The sequence below is a fragment of the Treponema medium genome, from assembly GCF_017161265.1.
Lineage (GTDB): Bacteria > Spirochaetota > Spirochaetia > Treponematales > Treponemataceae > Treponema > Treponema medium.
The window spans coordinates 2,316,376-2,340,055 of record NZ_CP031393.1 but is presented as its reverse complement, the minus strand read 5'-3'; the positions used below and the strand labels follow the sequence as shown (position 1 = coordinate 2,340,055).

Annotated in this window: 21 protein-coding genes; 12 read left to right on the top strand and 9 right to left on the bottom strand. The window is 47.3% G+C overall.

Annotation, left to right across the window (positions count from 1 at the left end; translation table 11 throughout):
* Nucleotides 1-40 precede the first annotated feature (40 nt).
* The 9 genes from DWB79_RS10200 to DWB79_RS10160 all read left to right on the top strand — a co-directional run bounded on the left by DWB79_RS10200 (nucleotide 41) and on the right by DWB79_RS10160 (nucleotide 12,828).
* Complete coding sequence (locus tag DWB79_RS10200) at nucleotides 41-1,228, top strand: dicarboxylate/amino acid:cation symporter (protein ID WP_016523961.1); 1,188 nt, start codon at nucleotides 41-43, stop codon at nucleotides 1,226-1,228.
* Nucleotides 1,229-1,231: 3 nt separating this feature from the next.
* Entirely contained in the window at nucleotides 1,232-2,527 is a 1,296-nt protein-coding gene (locus DWB79_RS10195; protein WP_016523960.1) for an L-cysteine desulfidase family protein, read from the top strand.
* 134 nt (nucleotides 2,528-2,661) lie between these two features.
* Nucleotides 2,662-4,065, top strand: coding sequence for a dihydropyrimidinase (hydA, locus tag DWB79_RS10190; protein ID WP_016523959.1), 1,404 nt, complete (start codon nucleotides 2,662-2,664; stop codon nucleotides 4,063-4,065).
* A gap of 422 nt (nucleotides 4,066-4,487) precedes the next feature.
* A complete protein-coding gene (locus tag DWB79_RS10185; protein ID WP_016523958.1) occupies nucleotides 4,488-5,738 on the top strand; it encodes a CobW family GTP-binding protein in 1,251 nt (416 codons plus the stop codon).
* A gap of 105 nt (nucleotides 5,739-5,843) precedes the next feature.
* Nucleotides 5,844-7,223, top strand: a complete 1,380-nt coding sequence (locus tag DWB79_RS10180) for an MATE family efflux transporter (protein WP_016523957.1) — start codon at nucleotides 5,844-5,846, stop codon at nucleotides 7,221-7,223.
* Between the two features lie 93 nt (nucleotides 7,224-7,316).
* Nucleotides 7,317-8,000 carry a hypothetical protein gene (locus tag DWB79_RS10175; protein ID WP_016523956.1) on the top strand — a complete coding sequence of 228 codons (684 nt, stop codon included), beginning with the start codon at nucleotides 7,317-7,319 and terminating at the stop codon, nucleotides 7,998-8,000.
* A gap of 155 nt (nucleotides 8,001-8,155) precedes the next feature.
* The gene (locus DWB79_RS10170; RefSeq protein WP_016523955.1) at nucleotides 8,156-11,971 is read left to right on the top strand and encodes a DEAD/DEAH box helicase; all 3,816 of its coding nucleotides are present in this window, start codon (nucleotides 8,156-8,158) and stop codon (nucleotides 11,969-11,971) included.
* A 101-nt stretch (nucleotides 11,972-12,072) separates the two neighbouring features.
* A complete protein-coding gene (locus DWB79_RS10165; protein ID WP_006188063.1) occupies nucleotides 12,073-12,657 on the top strand; it encodes a methyltransferase domain-containing protein in 585 nt (194 codons plus the stop codon).
* Nucleotides 12,658-12,828: a hypothetical protein gene (locus tag DWB79_RS10160; RefSeq protein WP_006188064.1), complete on the top strand. Its 171-nt coding sequence runs from the start codon at nucleotides 12,658-12,660 to the stop codon at nucleotides 12,826-12,828.
* 81 nt (nucleotides 12,829-12,909) lie between these two features.
* Here DWB79_RS10160 and DWB79_RS10155 read toward each other — a convergent pair whose 3' ends face one another.
* The 9 genes from DWB79_RS10155 to DWB79_RS10115 all read right to left on the bottom strand — a co-directional run bounded on the left by DWB79_RS10155 (nucleotide 12,910) and on the right by DWB79_RS10115 (nucleotide 21,159).
* On the bottom strand, nucleotides 12,910-13,389 hold the full coding sequence (locus DWB79_RS10155) for a GNAT family N-acetyltransferase (protein ID WP_006188065.1): 480 nt from the start codon (nucleotides 13,387-13,389) through the stop codon (nucleotides 12,910-12,912).
* 42 nt (nucleotides 13,390-13,431) lie between these two features.
* A complete protein-coding gene (locus DWB79_RS10150) occupies nucleotides 13,432-13,704 on the bottom strand; it encodes a BrnA antitoxin family protein (protein WP_016523954.1) in 273 nt (90 codons plus the stop codon).
* Nucleotides 13,676-14,017, bottom strand: a complete 342-nt coding sequence (locus tag DWB79_RS10145) for a BrnT family toxin (RefSeq protein ID WP_016523953.1) — start codon at nucleotides 14,015-14,017, stop codon at nucleotides 13,676-13,678. Before DWB79_RS10145 ends, DWB79_RS10150 begins: the two co-directional genes overlap by 29 nt.
* Nucleotides 14,018-14,074: 57 nt before the next feature.
* Nucleotides 14,075-15,646 carry a glycoside hydrolase family 3 protein gene (locus tag DWB79_RS10140; RefSeq protein WP_016523952.1) on the bottom strand — a complete coding sequence of 524 codons (1,572 nt, stop codon included), beginning with the start codon at nucleotides 15,644-15,646 and terminating at the stop codon, nucleotides 14,075-14,077.
* Between the two features lie 12 nt (nucleotides 15,647-15,658).
* Nucleotides 15,659-16,816 carry an exo-beta-N-acetylmuramidase NamZ family protein gene (locus DWB79_RS10135; RefSeq protein ID WP_016523951.1) on the bottom strand — a complete coding sequence of 386 codons (1,158 nt, stop codon included), beginning with the start codon at nucleotides 16,814-16,816 and terminating at the stop codon, nucleotides 15,659-15,661.
* A 36-nt stretch (nucleotides 16,817-16,852) separates the two neighbouring features.
* Nucleotides 16,853-17,266 carry an outer membrane protein assembly factor BamD gene (locus DWB79_RS10130; RefSeq protein ID WP_016523950.1) on the bottom strand — a complete coding sequence of 138 codons (414 nt, stop codon included), beginning with the start codon at nucleotides 17,264-17,266 and terminating at the stop codon, nucleotides 16,853-16,855.
* Nucleotides 17,267-17,442: 176 nt separating this feature from the next.
* Nucleotides 17,443-18,753 (bottom strand): OmpA family protein, encoded by a 1,311-nt coding sequence (locus DWB79_RS10125; RefSeq protein WP_016523949.1) that lies wholly within the window; start codon nucleotides 18,751-18,753, stop codon nucleotides 17,443-17,445.
* A 13-nt stretch (nucleotides 18,754-18,766) separates the two neighbouring features.
* A complete protein-coding gene (locus DWB79_RS10120) occupies nucleotides 18,767-20,083 on the bottom strand; it encodes a lytic transglycosylase domain-containing protein (RefSeq protein WP_016523948.1) in 1,317 nt (438 codons plus the stop codon).
* Between the two features lie 8 nt (nucleotides 20,084-20,091).
* Nucleotides 20,092-21,159: a tetratricopeptide repeat protein gene (locus DWB79_RS10115; protein ID WP_016523947.1), complete on the bottom strand. Its 1,068-nt coding sequence runs from the start codon at nucleotides 21,157-21,159 to the stop codon at nucleotides 20,092-20,094.
* 180 nt (nucleotides 21,160-21,339) lie between these two features.
* On the opposite strand from DWB79_RS10115, the gene DWB79_RS12130 reads away from it, so the two are divergent.
* The 3 genes from DWB79_RS12130 to DWB79_RS10095 all read left to right on the top strand — a co-directional run bounded on the left by DWB79_RS12130 (nucleotide 21,340) and on the right by DWB79_RS10095 (nucleotide 23,642).
* A complete protein-coding gene (locus tag DWB79_RS12130) occupies nucleotides 21,340-22,380 on the top strand; it encodes a hypothetical protein (RefSeq protein ID WP_016523946.1) in 1,041 nt (346 codons plus the stop codon).
* Nucleotides 22,381-22,497: 117 nt separating this feature from the next.
* Nucleotides 22,498-23,082, top strand: coding sequence for a chromate transporter (locus tag DWB79_RS10100; RefSeq protein ID WP_016523945.1), 585 nt, complete (start codon nucleotides 22,498-22,500; stop codon nucleotides 23,080-23,082).
* Nucleotides 23,079-23,642 (top strand): chromate transporter, encoded by a 564-nt coding sequence (locus DWB79_RS10095; protein ID WP_016523944.1) that lies wholly within the window; start codon nucleotides 23,079-23,081, stop codon nucleotides 23,640-23,642. Before DWB79_RS10100 ends, DWB79_RS10095 begins: the two co-directional genes overlap by 4 nt.
* Nucleotides 23,643-23,680 lie beyond the last annotated feature (38 nt).

The following is a 23,680-nucleotide window of genomic DNA, read 5'->3' as shown; positions in this document are numbered from 1 at the left end:
GGCAATCACTGTTGTAATTGTAGAGAGGAGGTCTACTATTATGGAAAAACAAAGCGGTAGAAAATTGGGACTGTTACCGCAGCTTGCTTTGGGGATTCTTGCCGGTGTGTTGCTCGGGTTGTTTGTACCCGCTCCGGTGATGGGGATTATTGCGACCATTAAAAGGTTGCTCGGTTCGCTGATCTTTTTTGCGGTTCCGCTCGTTATCTTCGGTTTTATTGCTCCGGCAATTTGCGATTTAAAAGCAAATGCGGGGAAAATGCTTGGTGTCTTTTTGCTGATATCGTATTTGTCCGCAGTCGGGGCATCTTTGTTTTCGGCTGTAGCCGGATATATTCTTATTCCATTCCTGCATATTCCGTCACAGGCTGCCGAATTGGTGGAAATACCCTCTACGGCGTTCTCGCTGAACATACAGCCGATTATGCCGGTTATGACCGCGCTGGTATTGGCTATCTTAGCCGGTATTTCGGTTATTTGGACAAAGGCTGCTGCGGTTGAAAAACTCTTAAAAGAAATTCAGGCAATGGTACTTGAAATTGTAAACCGCGTTATCGTACCGGTACTGCCGTTCTTTATTGCGACAACCTTTGCCGAGCTTGCGTACAGCGGTAGCTTAACCCGCCAGCTTCCCGTATTCTTGAAAGTTATTATTATTGTACTCATCGGTCATTTTATCTGGATGACGCTGTTGTACCTCATCGGTGGTGCGGTTTCAAAGCAGAATCCGCTTGAAGTGGTAAAGCACTACGGCCCTGCGTATGCCACCGCAGTCGGTACGATGTCGAGCGCTGCAACCTTGCCGGTTGCATTACGCTGCGCGCATAAATCCAGTGCTCTTCCGTCTGATATCGTTGACTTTGCTATCCCGCTGGGAGCGACAACCCATTTATGCGGTTCCGTTCTTACCGAAACATTCTTTGCAATGACGATATCTCAGATGTTGTACGGCTCGGTTCCTTCAATCGGAACAATGGTCTTGTTCTCATTCCTGTTCGGTGTATTCGCTGTCGGAGCGCCCGGCGTACCCGGCGGAACGGTTATGGCTTCGCTCGGTATCGTTATCAGCATACTCGGTTTTGACGAAATCGGTACCGGCTTATTGATCGCCATCTTCGCCCTACAGGACAGCTTCGGTACAGCCTGCAATGTAACCGGAGACGGAGCGCTTGCGCTTATTCTGCGTGGTGTATTCTATAAACCGGATGGAACGTTAAAACAGGCGTAAGGTATGGAACTCACGGACTTAGACTGTAATCAATTTATTGCGATCCTTCAAGAAGAGTTGGTTCCTGCGCTCGGCTGTACCGAACCGATTGCCATAGCGTATGCGGGCGCTCATGCTCGTGCTTTGCTCGGCGAAATTCCCGACCGTGTGTGTATCAAAAGCAGCGGTAACATTATTAAAAATGTAAAGAGTGTTACCGTCCCTAATTCGGGCAATATGAAGGGAATTCCGGCGGCGGCGGCAATCGGTATTATCGGCGGCAATCCCGATAAGGGACTTGAGGTTCTTGCCGACATAACCGAAGCCGATATCGCTCGCACCAAGGAATTTTTGGCAAAAATTCCTTGTAAGGTTTCCTTGTTGGATACGGTAGCTTCTCTGCATTTTATTGTAGAAGTTTTTGCCGGTGCCGATAGCGCATCGGTTGAAATTATCCATCAGCATACGAATATCGTGCGTAAAACAAAAAACGGAAAAGACATACTATCCGTTCCGTTTGATCCTGCCAGTGCAAATGCCGCGCTGACAGACCGGTCGGGATTGTCGGTAAAAAAGATTCTTGAGTTTGCCGATACGATAGACCTCGACCGCGTCCGTCCGATACTGGAACGCCAGATCGATTATAATACCCGTATTGCGCAGGAAGGATTGGAGCACCGCTACGGAATTAACGCGGGGGCGAATCTCCTAAAGGCTGCTGAGGCTGAGCAGGCCGTTACCCTAAAAATCCGTGCACAGGCTGCTGCCGCGGCGGGTTCCGATGCTCGTATGAGCGGCTGTACTTTGCCGGTCGTTACCAATTCGGGCAGCGGCAATCAGGGATTGACGGCATCGCTACCGGTTATCGTGTTTGCCGAAGAAAGAAAGCTTCCGCATGATAAGCTGTTACGCGGGTTACTGGTCAGTAACTTGATTGCGATTCATCAAAAGACGCGGATCGGACGGCTTTCCGCCTATTGCGGAGCTGTCAGTGCAGGTTGCGGAAGCGGCGCTGCCGTTACATATCTTTCAGGCGGAAGCTATGAACAGGTATGCGAGACGATTACCAATACCCTTGCAGTTGTGTCAGGAATTGTCTGCGACGGTGCCAAGCCCTCGTGTGCCTCGAAGATTGCCACATCGGTTGATGCGGCGTTGAATGCGCATTACCTTGCAATGCAGAACCGAGTGTTTGAACCCGGCGAAGGTATTGTAAAAGGCGACATAGAAAAGACCATCGCCGGTGTAGGCGCCGTTGCTGCCGACGGTATGCGGGAAACCGATAAGGTTATCTTACGCATTATGGTGGACGACGATTAAAAATTAAATACAAAAATGCCGATTGGGTCATCGTAAGTCTGATCGGCATTTTTTGTATATGAAAAGTTGTATAGAGATAACTCTAAAAATCTAACAGGGCTTTTAGAGCTGTCCATAGATAAGGAGGAGAAATTGTGAAAAAGACATTGATAACGGGCGGTACGCTCGTAACCGAAAACGATACGTTTAAGGCGGATATTGCAATAACCGGCAGCAAAATAACCGGAATCGGACATTTTAATCCCGTCGATTTTGATGCCGTGTATGAAGTTCCCGGCTGTTATGTCATGCCGGGGTTGATTGATGCACATACACATCTTGAGTTGCAGCAGTCTCCACAGTATCGTGCCGTCGATGACTTTTACACCGGTACCGTTGCAGCAGCTTGCGGCGGTACAACCTCCGTTATCGACCATATCGCTTTCGGTCCCGCCGGATGTAATCTGCATTATTCCATAGACCGATACCATGAGCTTGCAAAAAAAGCGGTTATCGACTACGGCTTTCACGGCGTTATTCAGCATGTGGATGATGCAATTTTGCAGGAGCTATCCGGCATCATTAAAAATGAAGGTATTACGAGCTTTAAAGCCTATACGACCTACGGATTTAAAATTGACGATACGGGCTTTTACCGCTTGCTGCAAACCGTGAAAGAAGCGGGCGGTATTTTAACCGTGCATTCGGAAAACGATTCGCTTATCAATTATCTCCGATCGAAATTCGTAAAAGAAAAGAAAATGCTGCCTATTTACCATGCACGCAGTCGTCCTAACGAAACGGAAGCCGAGGCTGTTTCCCGCCTTATTCATTTTTCGGAAATGGCGGGGGATGCGCCGTTGTACATCGTGCACCTTTCTACGGGAGAGGCGCTTATCAGCGTTGTAGAGGGACGGCAACACGTTAATCGGCTGTTTGTAGAAACCTGTACGCAGTATCTGACGCTTTCGGAAGAAAAATACGGAAATGAGAACGGCAGTCCCGATGATCCTGAAAATATCGAAGGGCTGAAATATATCATGGCGCCGCCCCTGCGCAGAAAGCAGGATATAGAAGCGCTCTGGATTGGACTTGCAAACGGTGATATCCAAGTCGTCGCAACCGACCATTGTCCCTTCCTGTTAAAAGAGAAGATGGATACTAAGGGCGATTTTACCAAGGGGCCGGGCGGCGCTCCCGGGATTGAAGAGCGGGTGCGGATTATTTTCTCCGAGGGCGTACAAAAAAAGCGGATTTCGTTGGAGCGCTTCGTACAGGTGATGGCGGCAAATCCTGCCCGCATCTTCGGTATGTATCCTCAAAAAGGCTGCCTCCTGCCCGGCGCCGATGCCGACATTACGATTATCAATCCAAATGCCGAAGAAGTGCTGACAAAGAAAAACCTGAAAAGCGCCTGCGATTACTGCACCTATGAAGGGATGAAGGTGCAATGCACCATCGATTCCGTATTCAGCCGTGGGGAATTAATCGTAAAGAATAACGAATTTTTAGGCGAAAAGGGCAGGGGACAATTCATCTTTAGAAAACCGCCGTTTTAAATTGAAAATCCTCGACATCAGTACCGTCACGGATGGCGGTGGTGTAAAGTAGAATTGTGTTTAGACGTAAGACTAAACACGCAGCCAAAGAATGTACAGGACATACATTCTTTGGCGTGTCCTCGCTTTATTTTTGCTCGCACCTTTTAATTTCGGAACGGACAGGGATGTTCGTGAAATTAAGCAGAAGTTATTTTCAAAAGGCTAACAGAATCAGCAATAAATGCAACGGAAAGCGGAAGTTTTTGGATAATACCACAACATTTATAATGTAATTTTCTTATATATTATATATTTTAAATATCAAGAGCGGTCATAATGCAGAATATTTGGCAGGCGGTATGCATATTTTAAAAAGTTCTTCCATTTTATATTATTTTACAGTATATTCATGTTTTATTGTTTTTAGATAGGAGAAATATATGAAAAAACCATTAGTACCGATTACCTTGCTCTGCGGATACTTAGGCGCGGGCAAAACAACCTTGATGAATATGATTCTTGCAAACCAAAAGGGTTACAAGGTAGCAGTTATTGTCAACGATATCGGCGAAATCAATATCGATGCGAGTTTGATAGAGAAGGACGCCAATATCACGGATAAAAGCAGCCTTGTGCCGCTTACTAACGGTTGTATCTGCTGTACGCTTAAAACTGACCTTGTGATGCAGATTGAAAACCTCATTGCGTCGGGAAAGTACGACTACCTTCTCATTGAATCGAGCGGCGTGTGCGAGCCGATGCCGATTGCGCAAGCTATTGAAACAATCGAAAACGGTTACTTGGATAATGTTGTCAGCGTTGTCGATGCAAAGCGGCTGGTGGATGAGTTTTCCGAGGGGGCGCAGCTGTTAAAAAAGGATATGGGAGAAGAAGATATCGAATCGCTCCTCGTCCAACAGATTGAGTTTTGCTCCACACTCATTATCAATAAAAAAGATTTGGTAACGGAAGACCAGATGAAAAAAGTGCGGGCAGTTGTCAATAAGCTCCAGCCCCATGTTAAAGTGATAGAGACAACACGGTGTCAGGTACCGCTGGAGGATCTGCTTGCAACAAAGCGGTTCGACTTTGAAAAAGTTTTTGAAAGTGCAGGCTGGGTTGCCGAGCTGGAAAAACGTGCGGAAGAGTATGACGACGACGACGATGAGGAGTGTGAGCATGACCATGAGCACTGCGATCACGACCACCATGACGATCATGAACACTGCGGCGACGAGCACGAACATCACGGACATGATGAGCATGAAGGGCATGGGCATCACCACCACCATCATCACGAACATAAGCATGAAGGCGCGGATGAGGATGAGTATGGTATCGGCTCTTTTGTGTATTACCGCCGCCGTCCTTTTAACAGGGAAAAGCTTGAAAAATATGCAGGGGTATGGCCGCGCAACATTATCCGCTCCAAGGGAGTAATCTGGTTCAGCGATGAGCAGGATATGGCTTATGTCTTTGAAACCTCCGGACGGCAAATTCAAGCAGGTCTTTCAGGCAGATGGCTCGCAACCGCTTCTAAGAGAGAACAGGAAAAAGTCCTCGCCCAAGAACCTCGGATGAGGGAAGAATGGGACGAAAAAGTCGGCGACCGGATGATTAAGCTCTGCATTATCGGGCAAAAACTGGATAAAAAAAAGATTTGTGCGGACTTGGACGCTCTGCTCGATTGATTAAAAAGAGTTCTATACAAATACTGTTTTATATTTTTGTTATAGAAAGAACCTTTAAAAACGCGAGTTTTAGAGGTTTGCCTGAGATTCTCTAAGGTGAGGTAAATGGAAGAAGTAAAGGCAAGACCTATCGGTCCGGCTGAAAACAAGATGGGCGTTATGCCGATTATGAAGCTCATCCTCAATATGTCGTTGCCGATGATGTTTTCGATGTTCATTATGGCGTTGTATAATATCGTGGACAGTATCTTCGTGGCAAAAATCAGCGAGGATGCATTGACAGCCGTATCGCTTGCCTTTCCCATTCAAAACCTGATGATTTCCTTTGCCGTAGGTACGGGTGTCGGCGTTAATGCGCTACTGTCCAAACGGCTCGGTCAGCGGAATCAAGAGGATGTCAATAAAACCGCAATGAACGCCGTTTTTCTGGCAGCCTGTAACTTTATCGTTTTTTTTATTACAGGAATTTTACTGGTACGCCCCTATCTTGCCTCGCAGGGAGTAGACGCCGGAATTGTTTCCTACGGGGAAGCGTATTTGGACATCGTACTCCGTATGTCATTTGCGCTCTTTTTCGGTATTACGTTTGACCGGTTGCTCCAATCGACGGGACTGACGTTGTATACGATGTACTCGCAGCTTTCCGGTGCGATTTTCAATGTCGTATTCGACCCGCTGCTGATATTCGGGATTGGACCGTTTCCGAAAATGGGTATTCGGGGCGCGGCACTCGCAACCGTATTGGGGCAGATTCTCGGCCTCTGTGTATCGATTTTTTTTAACGTAACAAAAAACCATGAAATTCAGTTTAAGCTTAAAAACCTTCTTCCCGAACCACGCATCGTTGCGGAAATTTATAAGGTCGGCGTGCCGTCTATCCTTCTCAGCTCGATAACATCGATTACCACCTACTTTCTCAACATCATCCTGAGCGCTTTTTCGAGCACTGCGATTGCGGTGTACGGCGTATACTTTAAGCTAAATAGTTTTATCTTTATGCCGGTGTTCGGGCTGAATAACGGTATGGTGCCGATTATCGCGTACAACTACGGAGCACGGAACAGGAAACGGATTACCGCTACGATACGGAACGGTCTTTTGCTTGCGATGGGGGTTATGCTTTTCGGGATGGCGCTTTTTGAATTGTTCCCTGCGCAGCTTTTGGGGCTGTTCGACGCATCTCCTGCGATGCTCGCGATCGGCGTTCCTGCAATCCGCATCATCGCATGCAGCTTTCTCGGTGCGGCGCTCGGTATTACCTTTTCTTCGGTATTTCAAGCATTCGGTAGCGCGGTCTACAGCATGATCGCGACGTTTGTGCGTCAAATCGTTGCACTTCTCCCAGCGGCATATCTGCTTTCGCTGTCCGGTGATATCAATGCTATATGGTGGTCGTACCTCATTGCCGAAGTTGTTTCCATCATCGCGTGTATCTTTTTTATGCGCCGCATTTACAAAGAGAAGATCGAACCACTGCCGTTGTAAGGTTTATTCCTGCGGAGGTTTTAATACACTGTTGTTGTGCAACGTACACTCTACGTTGTCATAAGAAGAAGTTGAATAATAAAGGAGTTTACCATGAAAAAGATTGCTGTTTTATTGCTGCTGGTGTTAGCGCTAGTGGGGTGTGGAAAAAAAACAGCAACATTTATAGTTGACAATCAATCCGATTGGAGAGTAGTCGTATCCATCACAAATGTAAAAGAGTTGGGTAAAAAAGTTGATAAATCGTTGTATACAATATTAAAGCGTAATGATCCGTATAGAAGCTCGGCACATTCAAACAGAGTTGTTTTTGAAGTTTATGAGGGCAGTGTATGCGAACTTATTAGCGTAAATGGAGCGCGGATAAAAACACAAACTAATGACAGAATTGTTTTTGAGAATAGTACTCCGATAAACGTGCTTGTTGTAAATGAAACGGGTAAAAATATCTTTCTTAAAAACGATGCCTGTATAAAAAATAATTTAGAAGATTATTTTTATTGCGGAGATGTTATAACATCGGATCGTAGAAAACTCCCGCGGTATTATTATGTGCCTTTATTTACCACTCAATTAATAACTCCTCAAAATACAATCACACATCCTGTTCCTATTCAATTTTTTGCATGGCAATTATCGCAGATAGACGATGTATCTGACGAAAATGCATCAGAGGCGATAAATCGGCTCGCTGCAGAAACTATTAAAATAACTGATAATTGGAACCCGTTAAAAACCTATTGGAAAAAAACGGGTGATAGTTTATACCTTTTTTAACTAACTAATTTTTAAAACAATAACCTTTTCTTTCAAAGTTATAATAGGTAAATACAGACTTAGTTGGTTCAGGCATATTAGGGGAATTTTTATAATATCATTAAGGATTACTTTCTCAGCTGGTATCTTCGCTAAAAATTCGATAAAATCAGTCTATGGCACGCAGTAAGTACGGAACAACGCCGTGGGGCGCATGGTTTTTACGGATGCTCGAAAGTTATGACGGCGACGGGCGGGTGTCGCGGGGGAAAAGTTATGCGAATACCGGCAAGGTAGACTCCCTTGTGATTAGCGGCAATAAAGTTGCTGCCCGTGTCGCGGGGCATTACGACCCGTGGTACTATATTTCGCTCACCTTTCCCCGTATTTCCGAGCCGAATCAAAAAAAATTGGAAAAAATCTTAACGGAGCATCCCGCCGACTTCATCGCGTTGGGAAACGGTACGATGACGGAACGTCTTGTAACGCTCTTTGAGGCAAAGGATATACGGTTTATTCCCCGCCGCTGGAGCCTTATCGAAAGCGATTGTTCCTGTCCCGACTCAGCCTCTCTGTGTAAACACATCGCTGCGGTGCTGTATATACTCGCGAAAGAAATCGACCACGATCCGCGGCTCCTCTTTCAGCTTGCGGGAATCGATCTTGCCGAACTGCGGGCAAAAATACTGCCCGCCGCAGGGAATATGTCCGCCGAACCGGCTCTAACCGTCGTACCGGAGCAGGGCGCATCACCGGCGGATAATACGGCGGCGGATTCCGCAATGGATGTTACACCGGCGGCAGGTACTGCGATATTTGAAATACCAAATACTGATACGGTTGCTGCCGGTGGAACAATAGCCGGTCAAGTATCCGATACCGCGCTTGAAACACCGGTAACCGGTAATGCCTCAACTGCCGGAGCGCAAAGGAAAGCGAGGCAATCCGGCGCGGCGGGTAGGGCAACTAAAACATCGCCCCTTCCGGTGCCGTCAGACCCTGAATACGAACATCCGGTGCCGCTATCCCTGCGCCGTGCGGATGAGCCTGCACAGGACGTACCGGCGGAGCTTCCCCGCTTTCCGCTTGAAGAATCGTTTTTACCGCTGATTTCCGCGCTGCTTCCGCCGCTTACACCCTTCTATGATGATGACTTGGTTGCAGCCTTTAAAGAGCTATATCATAAACTAATTGTCCGGCAGAACAAAGAATTCGAGTTGACGCTTGAGCAGCGGATTGCCGTTTTAATGAAATCCGGTACGGACTGCGCCTCGGCGGCAACGCTGTGCGGTTCAAGCCGCCTTTTGTACACGCAGGTTCGGCTCGATACGGCAAAACTGCCGAAGCAAAAAACGGCAGGCGTTCCGGCTTTTCCCTTGCAGAAAGAAGCAGCGTTGCAGCTCCGCGTGCGGCTTCCGAACGGTACGGAGGCGGCGCTGACACTCGTGCAAGCACTTCACCTCCTGCGCGGCGTTACGCCCCTTACGGATTCTCCTGACGGTATGAAGGCGGCATATACGGTACTGACACTCGGAGAGCGGCTCATCGCCGAATCCGCACTGCTGCCGGCGGTGTTTCTCGATCCGGTAACGCGGAAACTGGCGATATTTTGGAAGCCGCTGACTTCGGCGCAGGCTGTTTCCGCAGCAATCGACCGCTGCGCTTCCTTTATTACCGAAGCATTTTTTCCGCAAGTTAAGAGCTGGGGCAGGCGGTACTGCGCCGAACTGCTACTGACGGCGTTCCTCACCGAATATGTACATACTACCGGTTTTATGCCCGCCGGTATCCGCCAAGCGGAACAGGGAATTGCGACTCTCTTTTTCCAAGGCGCGACTATCAATACGAAGGCGCCGGGTATGCGCCGCCTTCCCGCATCGATTACCCGCTGGCTTGCCGCGCTCTACTACGACAGCAACAGCCTCCGTTTTCGGCTCATTTTAGAGGAAGCGAAAAAATCCGACTTTCAGATTTCCGCCGAGGTTTGCCACAGCGAAGAAACGAACAACCGGTTCGTACCGTTTTCCCGTATCGCCGACTCCGTACAGCTGGAAAGCAAAACGGTGGAGTTCGCGATTGCGCTTTCCGCATATCTGCCGAAATTAACGGAGATGATCGGGCAAAAGTCGGTTCCGCTTACGCAGGAAGAGACGGCGGTGTTTTTACGGACGGCGGCGCCGCTCCTCTCCCGTTTTGGGATAGAGGTCGTGCTGCCTAAGACATTGCAGCGGGCGCTGAAACCGCGGGCGGTGTTCCAGCTGAAACGACAAAAGGGAGCCGGCTCCGTACAGTCGTACCTCAGCCTTGATAACCTGATGGACTATGACCGCAGCATTATGCTCGGCGATACCGTAATCAGCGCCAAGAAATTCCGCGCATTGATGAAGCAGAGCAGCGGTTTGGTGAAATTTAACGACCGCTACATCCTTGTCGATCCCGAACACACGGCGCGTCTTCTCGAAACCATGCAGCACGAAAGACCCGATATCAACGAGGTCATACAAGGGACGCTGACCGGAGATACCGTAATGGCGGACGGCGCGCCGTTTTCTTATTCGCTCTTTCGGGAAACGGATGCCGCAGTGCCCCGCACATTGCAGGCAACGCTCCGGCCGTATCAGGAAAAAGGTTTTCAGTGGCTCTATTCTACCATTAAAAGCGGTTTCGGCTGTCTATTGGGTGATGATATGGGGCTCGGCAAAACGCTGCAAGTTATCGCCCTCATTCTCAAATTGAAAGAACAAGGCTTTGAGCATAGCGGCATCCTTATCGCGGCTCCGGCAAGTCTTTTGCCGAACTGGGAATATGAGCTGCACACCTTTGCTCCGTCGCTGCGTTGTACAATCTTGCACGGACAGGGGCGGCGGTTTTCAGCAAAGTCTGACATTCATATTACGACGTATCAGACCCTCCAGCGGGATGTAAAAAAACTTTCTGAAAAGATCTTTGACTGCCTTATCATCGACGAAGCGCAGGCGGTTAAAAATACGCAGACCAAAAACGCCCAAGCGCTCAGGTTCGTGCAGGCACAGTCCCGCATCGCGATGACCGGTACGCCGGTTGAAAACAGTCTTGAGGATATGCGCGCCTTGTTCGATTTTATCATCCCGGGCTATCTCGGCTCTGCGGAAACCTTCCGTAAAAAATGGCGCATACCCATCGAGCTGCACGGCGATGCGGAGACTGCGGAATCATTCCAAAAAATTACTGCGCCGTTTTTACTCCGTCGCCTTAAAACCGACCCTGCCGTTATTTCCGACTTACCGGAAAAAGTGATTACGCCGCAATACTGCCGTCTGACGCCGGAGCAAATTGCGCTGTACGAAAGCCTTGTTGAAACGCAGCTGAAAAGCGTGTTGAAGACGGAAGATGGGATTCAGCGGAATGCGTTGGTACTGAAACTGCTGACCGCCTTAAAGCAGGTGTGCAACCATCCCCATGTCTACGACGAAAGCTTTCAGACCGATATCGCGCTTTCCGGAAAAACCGCCGCGCTGATGCAGCTGCTCGGCGAAATATTGGACGCCGGCGAAAAGACCTTAATTTTCAGCCAATACACGCAAACGCTCTTTTTACTGCGGAAGCTGATACATGAGCAATTCGGCGATGAGCCGCTCCTCTTGCACGGACAGATGCCGCTTACCGCACGGAAAGACGCAGTCGAATCGTTCCAAACCGATCCGGCACAGCGCATCTTTCTTATTTCGCTCAAGGCAGGCGGTACCGGCTTGAACCTTACCGCTGCGACCCGCGTTATCCACTTTGACCTCTGGTACAACCCTGCGATAGAAGATCAGGCGACCGACCGCGCATTCCGAATCGGGCAGCACAACACCGTATTTGTGTCCCGTTTTATCTGCGCCGGTACCTTTGAAGAAAAAATCGACGAGATGATTCAAAAGAAGCGGCATATTTCTCAGATGACCTTGAGCGGCGGCGAATCGTGGATCGGCAAGATGAGCAATGAAGAACTTGCCGAGTTGTTTCAGTAAAGAACCGCAACACACTTAAGCGTTTTAGGAGATGCCTCATTGTAAACAGTTCACATGGAACGGTATAGTCTAAAAGAGCAAGCGAGGATATAATCATTTGAATGAGTTACGATAAGAATGCGGTGAAAGAAGCCGTCAAAGAGCATTACGAAAATCTGGCACAGGGAAGCCTTTCCGTACATGGTGAGGCTGAAAAGATAACGACTTCGATAGGCTATGCCGCACAAGATTTGGTCGGCATTCCGAAAGAGGCCGACCTCGGGCTCGGCTGTGGAAATCCGCAAGAAGCTGCCAAGCCCCGCTTAAACGAAACCATTCTTGACTTAGGATGCGGAAGAGGACTTGACTGCTTTATAGCGTCAAAAGCTGTCGGTAAAAACGGAAAAGTTTTCGGGCTTGACAGCTCAAAAACTATGATCAGCCGCGCTTCGGAAATCGCCGTAAAAAACGGGTTTACCAATTGCGAATTTATACTTGGCGAAATTGAACATATTCCGCTTTCCGATAGTTCCCTCGATCTCATCATGAGTAATTGCGTGATAAATTTGTCAACGGATAAATATGGAGTGTATTCAGAGCTTTACCGCTGTCTTCGCAAAGGCGGAAGAGTCGCGATTTCCGACATCACTTTAAAGGCTGCTTTGCCGCACGAATGGATCTCTGATCCCGATATGGTAAAAACGTGAGTGGGGGGAGCTTGGTCTGCGGAGCAGATAAAAGACACCTTTGAAAAAATCGGCTTTATCAACATAATCATACGTTCAAAAGATGTTTCAGACGAATACGCAAAGAAATGGGGACACGGCTTGGCAATAAAAACCTATATCCAAAGCAGCCTCATTTACGCAGAAAAATAAATGTTATACCCTTTCGTTCCGGAACGCCTTCGGCGCAGCTCCCATCGCTAACCTTTGGGATAAAAACACAGGCTCCACGCCCTAGAGTTTGGGCAGAAAGTCTTTGTAAATACCGGGGGTAGAGCCATCAATTAAAACCGCGCCGACGGTTTTTTGATAGAAGGCTTCGGGGCCTACTCCTCCGATAATGGCATAGGCATACCCTTCGTTGCGTAAGGCATGGAGCGATGCGAGCAACAGCGCTTTGCCGATTCCTTTCCCCTGTTCATCTTCCAATACCTTTGTAGGGCCGAAAAAGTCGGGCGCAGTTGCGTTATAGCACGCATATCCGAGTATGTTCTGCCCGCGGGTAGCGATAAAGCAGCTCACCGGTATGCGGGAAAAGCAGGTATCGCATTCGCCTGCTGCGCTTAAAGTGGAATGTTCTTTTACCCATTCAACGATTCGGAACTTATCAGGCGTCATCGCGCGCCGGATATGCACATCGTATTTCCGCTGCAATTCTGCGTAAAGCTCTTCTGCCGGAGGCAGCCGGAGCAAGTTTACCAACATATCAGCCATAGTTATTTCCTTTATCGCATCAGATGAAAACGAGCGCTTCATTCAAAGCTGCGTTACAGGACAATTATTCAGACGAGCCCAACGCAATGCATTATTGAGACGAGCTTGATAATTTTTTTTGCCTACGCTTTGCAGCCAATCTAAATTATCAAGGTCTATACGCATTGTAATCACTTTCTGAGGCGGCTTCCAATACTTAAAATACCCCGTTGCAAAATCTTCTTCTGTCAGTTCGGGTGCGTCTTTCAAATTAATTTCATCATAAGACTTCCCATTCGCCTCACATTTAGCGATAAAGTCTTCTAATGTGTTCATAATACATCTCCCGTTCTTTTGGTGTAGCATCGCGAGCTGTAATCAAGTGAATACGCTCCTCATCGGTAAAACTTACCTGTAAAACAAGAAATTTATCAGCTAAATTTCCGAGTCCGAAATATCTTTTCTGTGTGTCTGTAGAATGTTTTCGATCATACATTTCAAAGAAAAACGGGTCATTAAAAACAGGCTCAATTTCCTTGAATGAATAACCGTGATTTATTACATTTGCAGCATCTTTTTTTGACCACCATTCAAAACGCCCGTCTATGATTAACTCGCCTTTTAAATCTTTTCCTTCGTCTTCCGGCATTCTTGATCATCCTGTTATATTTTAAATTATATAAATACAATCTGTCAATATAAGGCATTAAAGATATTTCAGTATTATCTCCGGGATAGCAACGCTGAAATGCCCTTCCGGTTTGGCATTCGTTTTGAGCATCTCGGTGATACAGGATAGCACCGTGTTGCTGTATTCATAGGCAGCGAGGCCGCAGACGTTATCGGGCAGACAGCCGAGGTCGTAGGGATTGCGCAGGGCAACGGCGATCATCGGTTTATGCAGGCGGGCGAGGGCTTGGATCAATTTGAGCTGTCCCTGTTTTACGTGTCCGTTGTAGCTCGCTGCGGCAATACCGGTGGCCGATTCCGCCTGCGCAACGATTCGCGCGATTTCCGCTTCGTCAGGGTCGATGGACGTATCGATACCGACGCCGCCGAATGCGGTTTGCATGGAACGTGCAAAGCTGATTGAATTATCGACATCGTTCGACGCATTGGTAACAATGAACGGCTGCGGGCCGGTAAAAAACGGTTTGCTGCCGAGGTTGGGAAATCCGCTTTCAGGGAGATGATAGCCCGTCAGCGTTTTGCGCCGGAGACTTGCAATGGTTTTTCGATATTCTTCCATCGTTTTTTCCGACAGCGGCTGTGCGGGTTTGAATTGCTTTTTTAAATCGATAATCTTTCCGGCTGCCTGTTCGATGGTTGCTACAGAAATCTGCTTTTCCGCACAGGCGCGCGTTACCGTTTCGATGGCGGCGCAGGCAGTCGGTATGGTGTGGGAGATAAAAATCAGTTCGATACCTGCATTGATTGCCGCCGCAGCGCTTTCCGCGGTGCCGAAGTACGTTTGCATCGCCTTCATCTCCATGCAGTCGCTGATAACCAATCCGCTAAATCCGAGCTTTTCTTTTAATAAGCCGGTTACGATTTTTTTCGAGATGGTTGCAGGGAATTGCTTATCGATGGCAGGAAAGAGAATATGCGAGATGGTAACTGCGGGAAGCAGTCCTGTTTTGATGACCTGCGCAAAGGGTGCAATTTCCATCTCTTCCAGTTCCGCTCTTGATTTACGGACGGTCGGTAACGTGAGGTGCGAATCGACTGATGTATCGCCGTGCCCGGGAAAATGCTTTGCAGTGCTGAGTACTCCTCCTGCGGTGAGTCCCCGTACCATCTGGAGACCGTAGCGGCCGACAAGGGTAGGGTCATCTCCGTAGCTACGTACCCCGATAACCGGATTATGCGGATTGGAATTGACGTCCAGCACGGGACTCAAGTCAAAGTTTACGCCGTGTGCATGGAGAATTTCTCCCGTGATTTTACCGGCAGTGTAGGCGTTCATTTCATCGCCGGTTGCCGCCAGTGCCATTGCTCCCGGCACGTTATAGTAGTCTTCGGCAAGCCGTGAAACAGCGCCTCCTTCTTGGTCAATTGTGATGAAGGCTGGGTGTCCGGTTTCAGCGGTAATCAAGGTTTGTATATCTGCACAGAGCGTCTTGAGCTGCGCGAGACTTGTAATGTTATGCTTAAAGAGAATGACATTGCCAACCTTGTATTTTTTTACCAATGCGATAAAATCTTCCGGCATTTCCGTTCCCGGAAAACCGCAGGCAAACATCTGTCCGATATATTCGGTTAATATTGTGCTGTTCATAGCTGTTCTCTCCTACGAGTAGATAAAAAACGGTCTGATACGCCGGTAAAAAGCTTCCGCTTCTTTTTCAAATATGCTGCACACTTCGGCTGCGGAAGAGGCTGTCCGCAATAGGCTGTCTCCGCCGAGCCGGTCTATCGATGCCGAAAGGTTTCCGTCCGCGGCGGTTGCTTCCGGAGCGGGCAAAAATCGGAAATCATTGGGATAGGCGGTTTTAACGGCAAACAAAAGCGTTACGCCCGTTTTAACCGGCTCGAAGGCTTTGTAGTCGGTGATAAAAAGCTGTACGCCATAGCACGGCACACCTGCATACTTGGATGCGGAAGGGGTAAAACGGGCGGGTAAAAAATGCACGCCGCGTAGCTTTGCAGCATTCATCGTATCGGCAAGTTGTTCCGCATCGATATACGGAGCGCCGATAAGGGTAAACGGGTTTGCGGTACCTCTACCTTCCGATACATCAGTACCTTCAAACAACGCGGTGCCCGGATAGGCGAGCGTATTGTCAAAGTGCGGCAGGTTGGGGGAGGGCGGTATCCATACGCGACCGGTTTCGGTAAAAAGCATATCGCGGCGCCATTGTGCCATCGGCACAATGTGCAGCGGGCAGCGCAGCTGTTCCTCCGTGTGTACCATTCGTGCAAGTTCGGCGGCGGTTAAACCGTAGCGGATACACAGCGGGTACATACCGACAAAACTTTCAAAGTCTTTTTTTACGATGTTGCCTTCTGTTTTAATGCCGCCGAGTGGGTTAGGTCGGTCAAGTATAATAAAATCCTTACCCTGTGCCGATGCAGCCCGCATTGCGAGTATCAATGTAGAAATATAGGTATAAAATCGGACGCCGGCATCCTGAATGTCGTAGACCAAGGTATCGATATCAGCCAGCATAGCAGGCTTAAAATCTTGCCCGTCCTGCCGGTAGAGGCTGTAGAGCGGAATACCGGAAACGGATGTGTTTTCGCCTTCCCACACTGCGCCGGCGTCTTCGCAGCCGTAAAGCCCATGCTCAGGCGCAAAGAGGGTGCGTACCGTATATCGCCCTGCAAGTATTTTCCACGAAGGGATAAAATCTTTAGAAAGACCGGAAAGCGAAGTGATAACACCGAGTTTTTTCCCTTTAAAAAGAGAATCGAAATCACATATCCGATCTATTCCGTTCAATACCATAATACAACATTAACACAGTGCAAAAACCGGCGGAGTTTACTTCTTTGTCTTGATGCGGAGTTTTTCCGCAGCGCGGGTATGGTCGATTTTTGCAAGTTTATAATAATCGGGCGGTAAATGCATTGCCATCGGTCCCTCATATTTTGCAATGATCTTTTCAAGTATGGTATACGCATCTTTCCATTGGTGTTTTTTGATATGCAGATGCGCAATTTCATATTCGGCAGCAACGCAAGCGCTCTCATCGGTTGCGAAACGCTTTAAGATAACTTCATAATAGATGCGCGCCGCACGGTAATTCCCCGAATCAAAGGCTTCCTGCGCTTTTTGCGTTAGATCTGCAGGGGTAGAATCTTCCGGTATTTCGGATTCTTTAGGGACAGTCATACACGAAAAAAGACTGAACGTCATAATCATACAACACAAATATGCAATATGTTTTATCTTCATACATAAACTCCTCGTCATCTCTAACAACTCGGTTAATTTGCTTCGCATCCTCCGGAATAGAGATGACCAACGAGTTTCAGGTTAAGTCTATGTATTATAATGACTTAAACTGAAACATCGCAGATTAAATCTAAGGAAAACCTCTAAAAGCTGAAGTTTTTAGAGGTTTATTCCCGTTAGTCGCGCAGGATGGTAATTTCTACGCGGCGGTTTTTTGCCCTGTTTTCGGAAGTATCATTCGGTGCAATAGGACGGGTTGCTCCGTATCCGGCGGTTTGCATTCTACTTGCTTCGATCCCTCGTTTTGCAAGTTCTTCAGCAATTTTGTCTGCCCGCTGAAGGGAAAGAATACGCTCACCCTCAGGGCGGTTAAGGTCTGCCGTATGTCCTTCGATTAAGAAGTGCGTATTCGGGCCGACTTTTTTAAGCGCTTCTGCAATTACATCAATACGACCTGTTTCGTCGGGGAGAATTTCAGGCGAATCCGCCACGAATCGGATATCATACATAGTAATTTTAATAATATTTTTAGGCGCTTTGACGCTGATACTTTCGGGTTCGCGGTCTAAGAAGAATTTTTCTATATCACGGTACATAAAGTAGAACTGTTCATCTTCAAGCGGATACGTCGGAGAAACTTGTAACGTGTCTTTATCGCATACAATAACGATCTTCCCTTGGCGCAACAGTTCGATATTTTCCTTTTTTGCAAGAATCCGCTCCGCATCTTCGTTGCTGATAATGGGATCCGTTCGGTTATCGCCGAATACGCCGCGTGCAATGATCCGCAAAGGCTCCGTACCGATCCTGTCCCGATATTCACTTTCATCCAAAGTACCGGTATATAAAACGATACCTTGTTTTTTTGCCTGAGCGGGGGTTACGATGTTCTTCTCGTAAATCAGATTCATGTTTTTATTCCAGATTTTCGGAAACAGACACGGATTGAGCTGTTCGCTGGAATACTCGCCGTGTACGGGAAGCTGCCCGCGGGCATCGATTAAAATGCCGGTATATACCTTGCTCGCCGTACCGAGGGGAAAAAATGACGGAGTATACGGCGCATTGTGTTTTATAAAGAGGTTTGCAAGTCCCTGTAAAGGATTTTGATGATAGACAATAGCTGTTTGTAATTCTTGAGAGAGAATAGGCGCTGTGCTTTTACCGTTGTTGATAACAGTATTTATATCGGTGAAAGAAATTTTTTCCTCTGCTAGATAGTTGCCGATCCTGTGGGAAGAATCCACCAATATAGAAAGATAGGCATTCTTTAAGAGAGAAGAACGATTCTGTTGAATGAGCCGTATTGCCGCATTTCTATCGGTCGGCAGGTACAGTCCGCTTTTATTTAAATCTATCGTGATCTTTGAATCTACTTGGGCGGTTTCCCAATTTTGTACTGTTTGAGATTCCATCCCTGACGGATAGCCGTAGCAGAAGATCGAAGTACATAAAACGAAAACGGTAAGGGAGAGTGAATATTTCATAGATACGTCCTCGTTACAGTATCGGCACTTTTAGGGTATTCCCTAACTTGAGGACACTATTTACCGATAGATTGTTCTTTTGGGCTAAAAGTTCGACTGAAACCGAGTATTTTAACGCAAGTGCCCACAGCGTATCGCCCTGCCGGATAGTATGCGTACCGTCAAAATTACCTGCCTGCGCAGTGCTTTTGCCCGAATAGGTTCCGACCGACTTTAATGCAGGAATTAAAATAGTCTTTCCTATTTTCAGTGTTTCCGGTTTAAGACCTGCGTTGTAGTTCAAGATGCTTTGAACGCTGACTCCGTAGTGTTTTGCGAGCGCATAGAGGGTGTCGCCCGATTTTATACGATACTGATAGTATTTTATCAGCAGTTTATCCGATTGGCTGAGAACTGTTTGTGCCGCTTCAGTATAAGCCGAGGGGAGGCGCAGCTGATATTTGATGCTCGGCGGCGTGATAAAGTAACGGAGCGAAGGATTGAGTTTTCTAATCGCTTCGGATTCAAGTCCGAGCTCTTCTGCAAGCAACCGTACATCGATTGCCCGTTTGATTTCGATGGTGGAAGTGGGCTGATGGTCTTCGGTCTTTCCCCAATCGATGTTGAGTTCCTCGCTGCGGGAAAGTATTTCCGCAATGGCAAGAAACTTCGGCACATAGTACAGTGTTTCCTTTTTTAGATATCCGTGTTCTGCGAGATACCAATAGTCCGCCTTGCCGGCTTTTTTGATAGCGGTTCGTATTGTTCCTACTCCGCTGTTATAGGCAGCGAGTGCAAGCGGCCAGTCATTGAATTGACTGTAATTCCACTTCAGCTTTTTGACCGCAGCGACACTCGTTTTCCATGGATCGCGCCGCTCATCAACCCAATCGTCGATATGGATGTTAAAGCCGCCGACACTGTTCCTCATAAATTGCCAAATTCCGACGGCGCCTGATTTTGAAGTTGCTGTTTCAAAAAAACCCGATTCGATGACAGGCAGAAACAGCAGTTCGGCAGGCATATTTTCCGCTTCCAGCAGCTCGATGATAAAATCGCGGTATGGAGCGGAACGCTTCATGATTTTTGAAAGGTAGTTGTAGCCGTCGGTACACATATACTGCTTGCGGAATTTTTCGATTAGCGGGTGACCGTGAGGAATAAGCGTATTATGTAGTAATGTATTGCTTTGGAAATTTTGTAAAAGTGATTTATTTAAGACTTCTGCATCCGAGATTCCCGGTTTGGGCTGGGTGCTCGCATAGATAGGGTGAATACACAATGCCCCTGCTATGATGCCGACGCAGAAGTGTTTTATATGCGGTGTTTTACCGGTAAAACGTATACACATACACATCCTCAAATTTTTTCTCCATAATAGATGCCTGCCCATTCCCAACGGCCGTGAATTGCCGGATCGGCAGGAAAGTTGATTTTTCTAAAGTAGAGGTACCATGTACGGATGTATTGATTCCAACCGGAAGTCCTTAAATAAGCTTCGTAAGGGGTTGAGGACGGATCCAGTTCGGGGGCAATACTGATAGCACTGCCGTACATAAAATCCTTTAGATTCGTATCAGGCTGTTGCTGCGTATCGGATAACTCCTGCTTCCACGACATCGCAAAGAAGTTCACCTTTGAGCGGCACCGTTCCAAGGTCGTATAGTCCCGTGAACGGATTGCTGTCTTGATAGTCTTTACAAGATCGTCGAGCGTATTGAATGTCCAGCTTTTTGTCGATGTACTATAGTCGACAATCTTGCGCGCATAGCCGTAACTGTCGGGAATCCCCGGAATGATAACATCAAACCGGTGCAGATTTAAAAATTGCGTATAAGCCTGAATCGCGAGCTGCCATTCCCCTTGTTTTTCATAAGTCTGTGCAAGCATAAAATATGCTTGTGCAGGATCGAACTCATTATAAAAATCGGTCAAAAGCCGTGAATAATAAACAATCGATTTTCTGCCGGTTCCGACAAGCTCTATCAGATTTTTTAGGCAGAGTAAGTGGATTGACTGTCCGTTCACCATCATATCTGAATAATTTTGAACGGCATATTCAAAATAATATGCGGCAATAGCGTCTTCTTGAGCTTCCCGATACGCTGCCGCAAGCCGTAAAAGAAAGTAGGCATTATACGGATTGTCCGGTTCTGCGTCAATAACGGATTGCAGGAACACTGCCAGTGATTTTATTTTATGCTCAGCTTGTAAATGAGAAGTAATTTTGTCGATAAGGGCGAACCGTATTTGAGCATCCTGTTCTTTTTCCAATAAAGCGACCAAGGTTTTCTGTTCTTTGCGGTGTTCGCGTAAGCTGGTATAGAGATAGCCGAACCGATCCTGAGAACAGGAACAGCATAAAACTCCGACACAAAGCGCGGAACAGACAAGCAGGTACTTTTTAAACCGTATCACGGGGGGCATACTATCACAGCCATTGTATATTGACAAGACTCCGATAGATTAGACTAGGATGACCATGCAACCGCATTGGAAATATATCAAGCGGTTGCTTTCCATTGGTGCAAAATTTATTTAAAATTTTGCACCGTTTTTCATTACCTTGACAGGCCGTTTTTTATTTACTACCATTATACTACTATTATGCAGTCGGATGCTTTTAGATTTCAGGCACAAGAAGATTTTTCCAAGGCGCGCAATAAGGCATGGATCAATGAGATGCAGAATGTTATGCATCCCGATAAAAAACGGCTTCTCTCTTTGAACGACGTAAAAAAGATTTTAAAGCCGAAGAATGAGGTGTATGTCGGGCTTAAAACGGTTCCGATCAACAAGATAGTCGGCAGTGAGGGGCGCTATAATGATTTTGACAACCGTTTTTTACCCCGTTCAAATGAATTGAAGCAGCGGTGGGTTAATGTCGATCAAGCTCATTTGTCCGACATTGTATTGCCGCCCATTCAGCTGTATGAGCTCGGCGGATTGTATTTTGTTCGGGACGGGAATCACCGAGTGTCGGTAGCAAAGACGCAAGGCGTTGAGTTTATCGATGCCGAAGTGATCTCGCTGCAAAGTGAGGTGCAGCTGCCGCCTGATGTCAGACTGGATACGCTGCTTACTGCGGTTATCCGTTACGAAAAGCGGGTGTTTTATAATGAAACACATTTTGGTGATCTAACCGATTACTGGGATTTGGACTTTACCGCAGCCGGCCGCTACGATGTCATCTATAATCATATCCTTGTCCATAAGTATTATATGAATGAGCAGCAGCATACCGAAATCGATTCGTGCGGAGGGTTTAATACCCCGACGCGCTGCGTCGTAACAAAGGGTATTAAAGCCGACTGCAACCACCTTATAAGAACAACATACTCCGACGCTTGCGGCGGGGTTGTTGATTTTAGCGATGCGCTGATTTCTTGGTTTAAAACGGTGTATCTTCCGGTTATCGCTGTGATAGATAAATATAAGCTGCTTTCCGATTTTAAAGATCGGACGAAGAGCGATATTTATGTCTGGATTGTCAAGCATTGGGATAGGCTCAAGCAAAAGAACGGCAACGATTTCAGTCTCGATGATGCCGCTCGGGATTTTGTTGAATTAGAGAAAACGGCAAAGGCTCAAGCTCCTTCAGCTCTTTCAAAGCTTAAAGCAAAGTTTTTGAGGCTTTTTAAAAAGTAGTACATAAAACCTGTTCGAAAACGCAGTTATCGAACAGGTCTATAGATGCAGGGCGTAGACGTAAATCGTCAGGTATTAAACCCTCGGCATGGATAAAAACAAGGAGGCAGATGAGCTATGAAAGACGGATTGATGCGGTATGTGCAGTTGTTCACTGCTTTTTTTAAGATAGGGCTTTTTACCTTCGGCGGCGGTATGAGTATGCTGCCGATGCTGCAGAAAGAATTGGTAGAATCGAAAAAGTGGCTGACGGAAGAAGAAATCCTGAATTACTTTGCGATAGGGCAGTGTACGCCGGGAATTATTGCGGTGAATGTTGCAACGTTCTGCGGGTATAAGCGCGCTGGTCTTTCGGGGTCGATTGTGAGCACGATAGGGATTGTGTGTCCTTCGTGGATTGTCATTACGCTGATAGCCGGTTCCATCTCCCGCTTTTCCGATATTGTATGGATACAGCGCGCAATGAAAGGCATCTATGTTGCTGTTGCCGCCCTGCTTGCCCGTGCGGTTTTTACTTTCGGCAAAAAGATTATTACCGACTTTGTTACCGCGGGGATTGCCGTCGGCGCCTTTCTCGCGATGTCCGTGTGGAATGTGTCTGGTATCTTGATAGTACTTGCTGCCGGTATTATCGGGTTTTGTGCGCAGATTATCAGAAACGGCAAAAGAGCTTCCGTCCGCCGTAAGAAGGATAAAGAATGAGCTTGTTCGGTTTGTTTTTCCTTTTTATGTATATCGGTCTTTCTACCATCGGCGGCGGACTGGTTGCCATCAGCTTGATGCAGCAGGAGCTGGTTTCCCGATCAATTATCAGTTCGGAGCGGTTTATTGCGATGATTGCCGTTTCGGAATCGACCCCCGGTCCGATCGGCATCAATATGGCGACTTATGTAGGGTATGAGTTGTATGGTATTTGGGGCAGCCTTGTGTTGACTGCCGGAATGGTGCTGCCGTCGCTGATTGTCATTGTGTTAATCGCCCGCTTTACCCAATCGTTTCAAAATGCGGCACCGGTTAAGAACACTATGTATGGGCTTCGGGCGGGAGCTGCGGGGATGATTGCCGCTGCGGCATGGAATGTACTTGCCGTTGCAGTATTCACATTGCCTGCCTTTTACGCTTCGCGGCAGTGGACGGAATTGGTTGACTGGAAAGCTGCAGCCGTCTTTTGCCTTTTCTTACTTGTGCAAATACTGTTTAAGCGGCTGCATCCTATCTTTTTAATTCTTGCCGGCGCTGCGGTCGGCCTTGTATTGTTTTAAAAAACGTATTGGTTGTATCTGCTTCAGGCAATCGGAGA

What these genes read in the sequence shown, in the direction of transcription:
- DWB79_RS10130 (WP_016523950.1), bottom strand. Translation starts at nt 17,266, where the DNA reads ATGAAGATAAAACATATTGCATATTTGTGTTGTATGATTATGACGTTC.
- DWB79_RS10100 (WP_016523945.1), top strand. Translation starts at nt 22,498, where the DNA reads ATGAAAGACGGATTGATGCGGTATGTGCAGTTGTTCACTGCTTTTTTT.
- DWB79_RS10150 (WP_016523954.1), bottom strand. Translation starts at nt 13,704, where the DNA reads ATGAACACATTAGAAGACTTTATCGCTAAATGTGAGGCGAATGGGAAG.
- DWB79_RS10145 (WP_016523953.1), bottom strand. Translation starts at nt 14,017, where the DNA reads ATGCCGGAAGACGAAGGAAAAGATTTAAAAGGCGAGTTAATCATAGAC.
- DWB79_RS10200 (WP_016523961.1), top strand. Translation starts at nt 41, where the DNA reads ATGGAAAAACAAAGCGGTAGAAAATTGGGACTGTTACCGCAGCTTGCT.
- DWB79_RS10095 (WP_016523944.1), top strand. Translation starts at nt 23,079, where the DNA reads ATGAGCTTGTTCGGTTTGTTTTTCCTTTTTATGTATATCGGTCTTTCT.
- DWB79_RS10185 (WP_016523958.1), top strand. Translation starts at nt 4,488, where the DNA reads ATGAAAAAACCATTAGTACCGATTACCTTGCTCTGCGGATACTTAGGC.
- DWB79_RS10125 (WP_016523949.1), bottom strand. Translation starts at nt 18,753, where the DNA reads ATGAAATATTCACTCTCCCTTACCGTTTTCGTTTTATGTACTTCGATC.
- DWB79_RS10180 (WP_016523957.1), top strand. Translation starts at nt 5,844, where the DNA reads ATGGAAGAAGTAAAGGCAAGACCTATCGGTCCGGCTGAAAACAAGATG.
- DWB79_RS10170 (WP_016523955.1), top strand. Translation starts at nt 8,156, where the DNA reads ATGGCACGCAGTAAGTACGGAACAACGCCGTGGGGCGCATGGTTTTTA.
- DWB79_RS12130 (WP_016523946.1), top strand. Translation starts at nt 21,340, where the DNA reads ATGCAGTCGGATGCTTTTAGATTTCAGGCACAAGAAGATTTTTCCAAG.
- DWB79_RS10175 (WP_016523956.1), top strand. Translation starts at nt 7,317, where the DNA reads ATGAAAAAGATTGCTGTTTTATTGCTGCTGGTGTTAGCGCTAGTGGGG.
- DWB79_RS10165 (WP_006188063.1), top strand. Translation starts at nt 12,073, where the DNA reads ATGAGTTACGATAAGAATGCGGTGAAAGAAGCCGTCAAAGAGCATTAC.
- DWB79_RS10115 (WP_016523947.1), bottom strand. Translation starts at nt 21,159, where the DNA reads ATGCCCCCCGTGATACGGTTTAAAAAGTACCTGCTTGTCTGTTCCGCG.
- DWB79_RS10155 (WP_006188065.1), bottom strand. Translation starts at nt 13,389, where the DNA reads ATGGCTGATATGTTGGTAAACTTGCTCCGGCTGCCTCCGGCAGAAGAG.
- DWB79_RS10120 (WP_016523948.1), bottom strand. Translation starts at nt 20,083, where the DNA reads ATGTGTATACGTTTTACCGGTAAAACACCGCATATAAAACACTTCTGC.
- DWB79_RS10135 (WP_016523951.1), bottom strand. Translation starts at nt 16,816, where the DNA reads ATGGTATTGAACGGAATAGATCGGATATGTGATTTCGATTCTCTTTTT.
- DWB79_RS10195 (WP_016523960.1), top strand. Translation starts at nt 1,232, where the DNA reads ATGGAACTCACGGACTTAGACTGTAATCAATTTATTGCGATCCTTCAA.
- DWB79_RS10140 (WP_016523952.1), bottom strand. Translation starts at nt 15,646, where the DNA reads ATGAACAGCACAATATTAACCGAATATATCGGACAGATGTTTGCCTGC.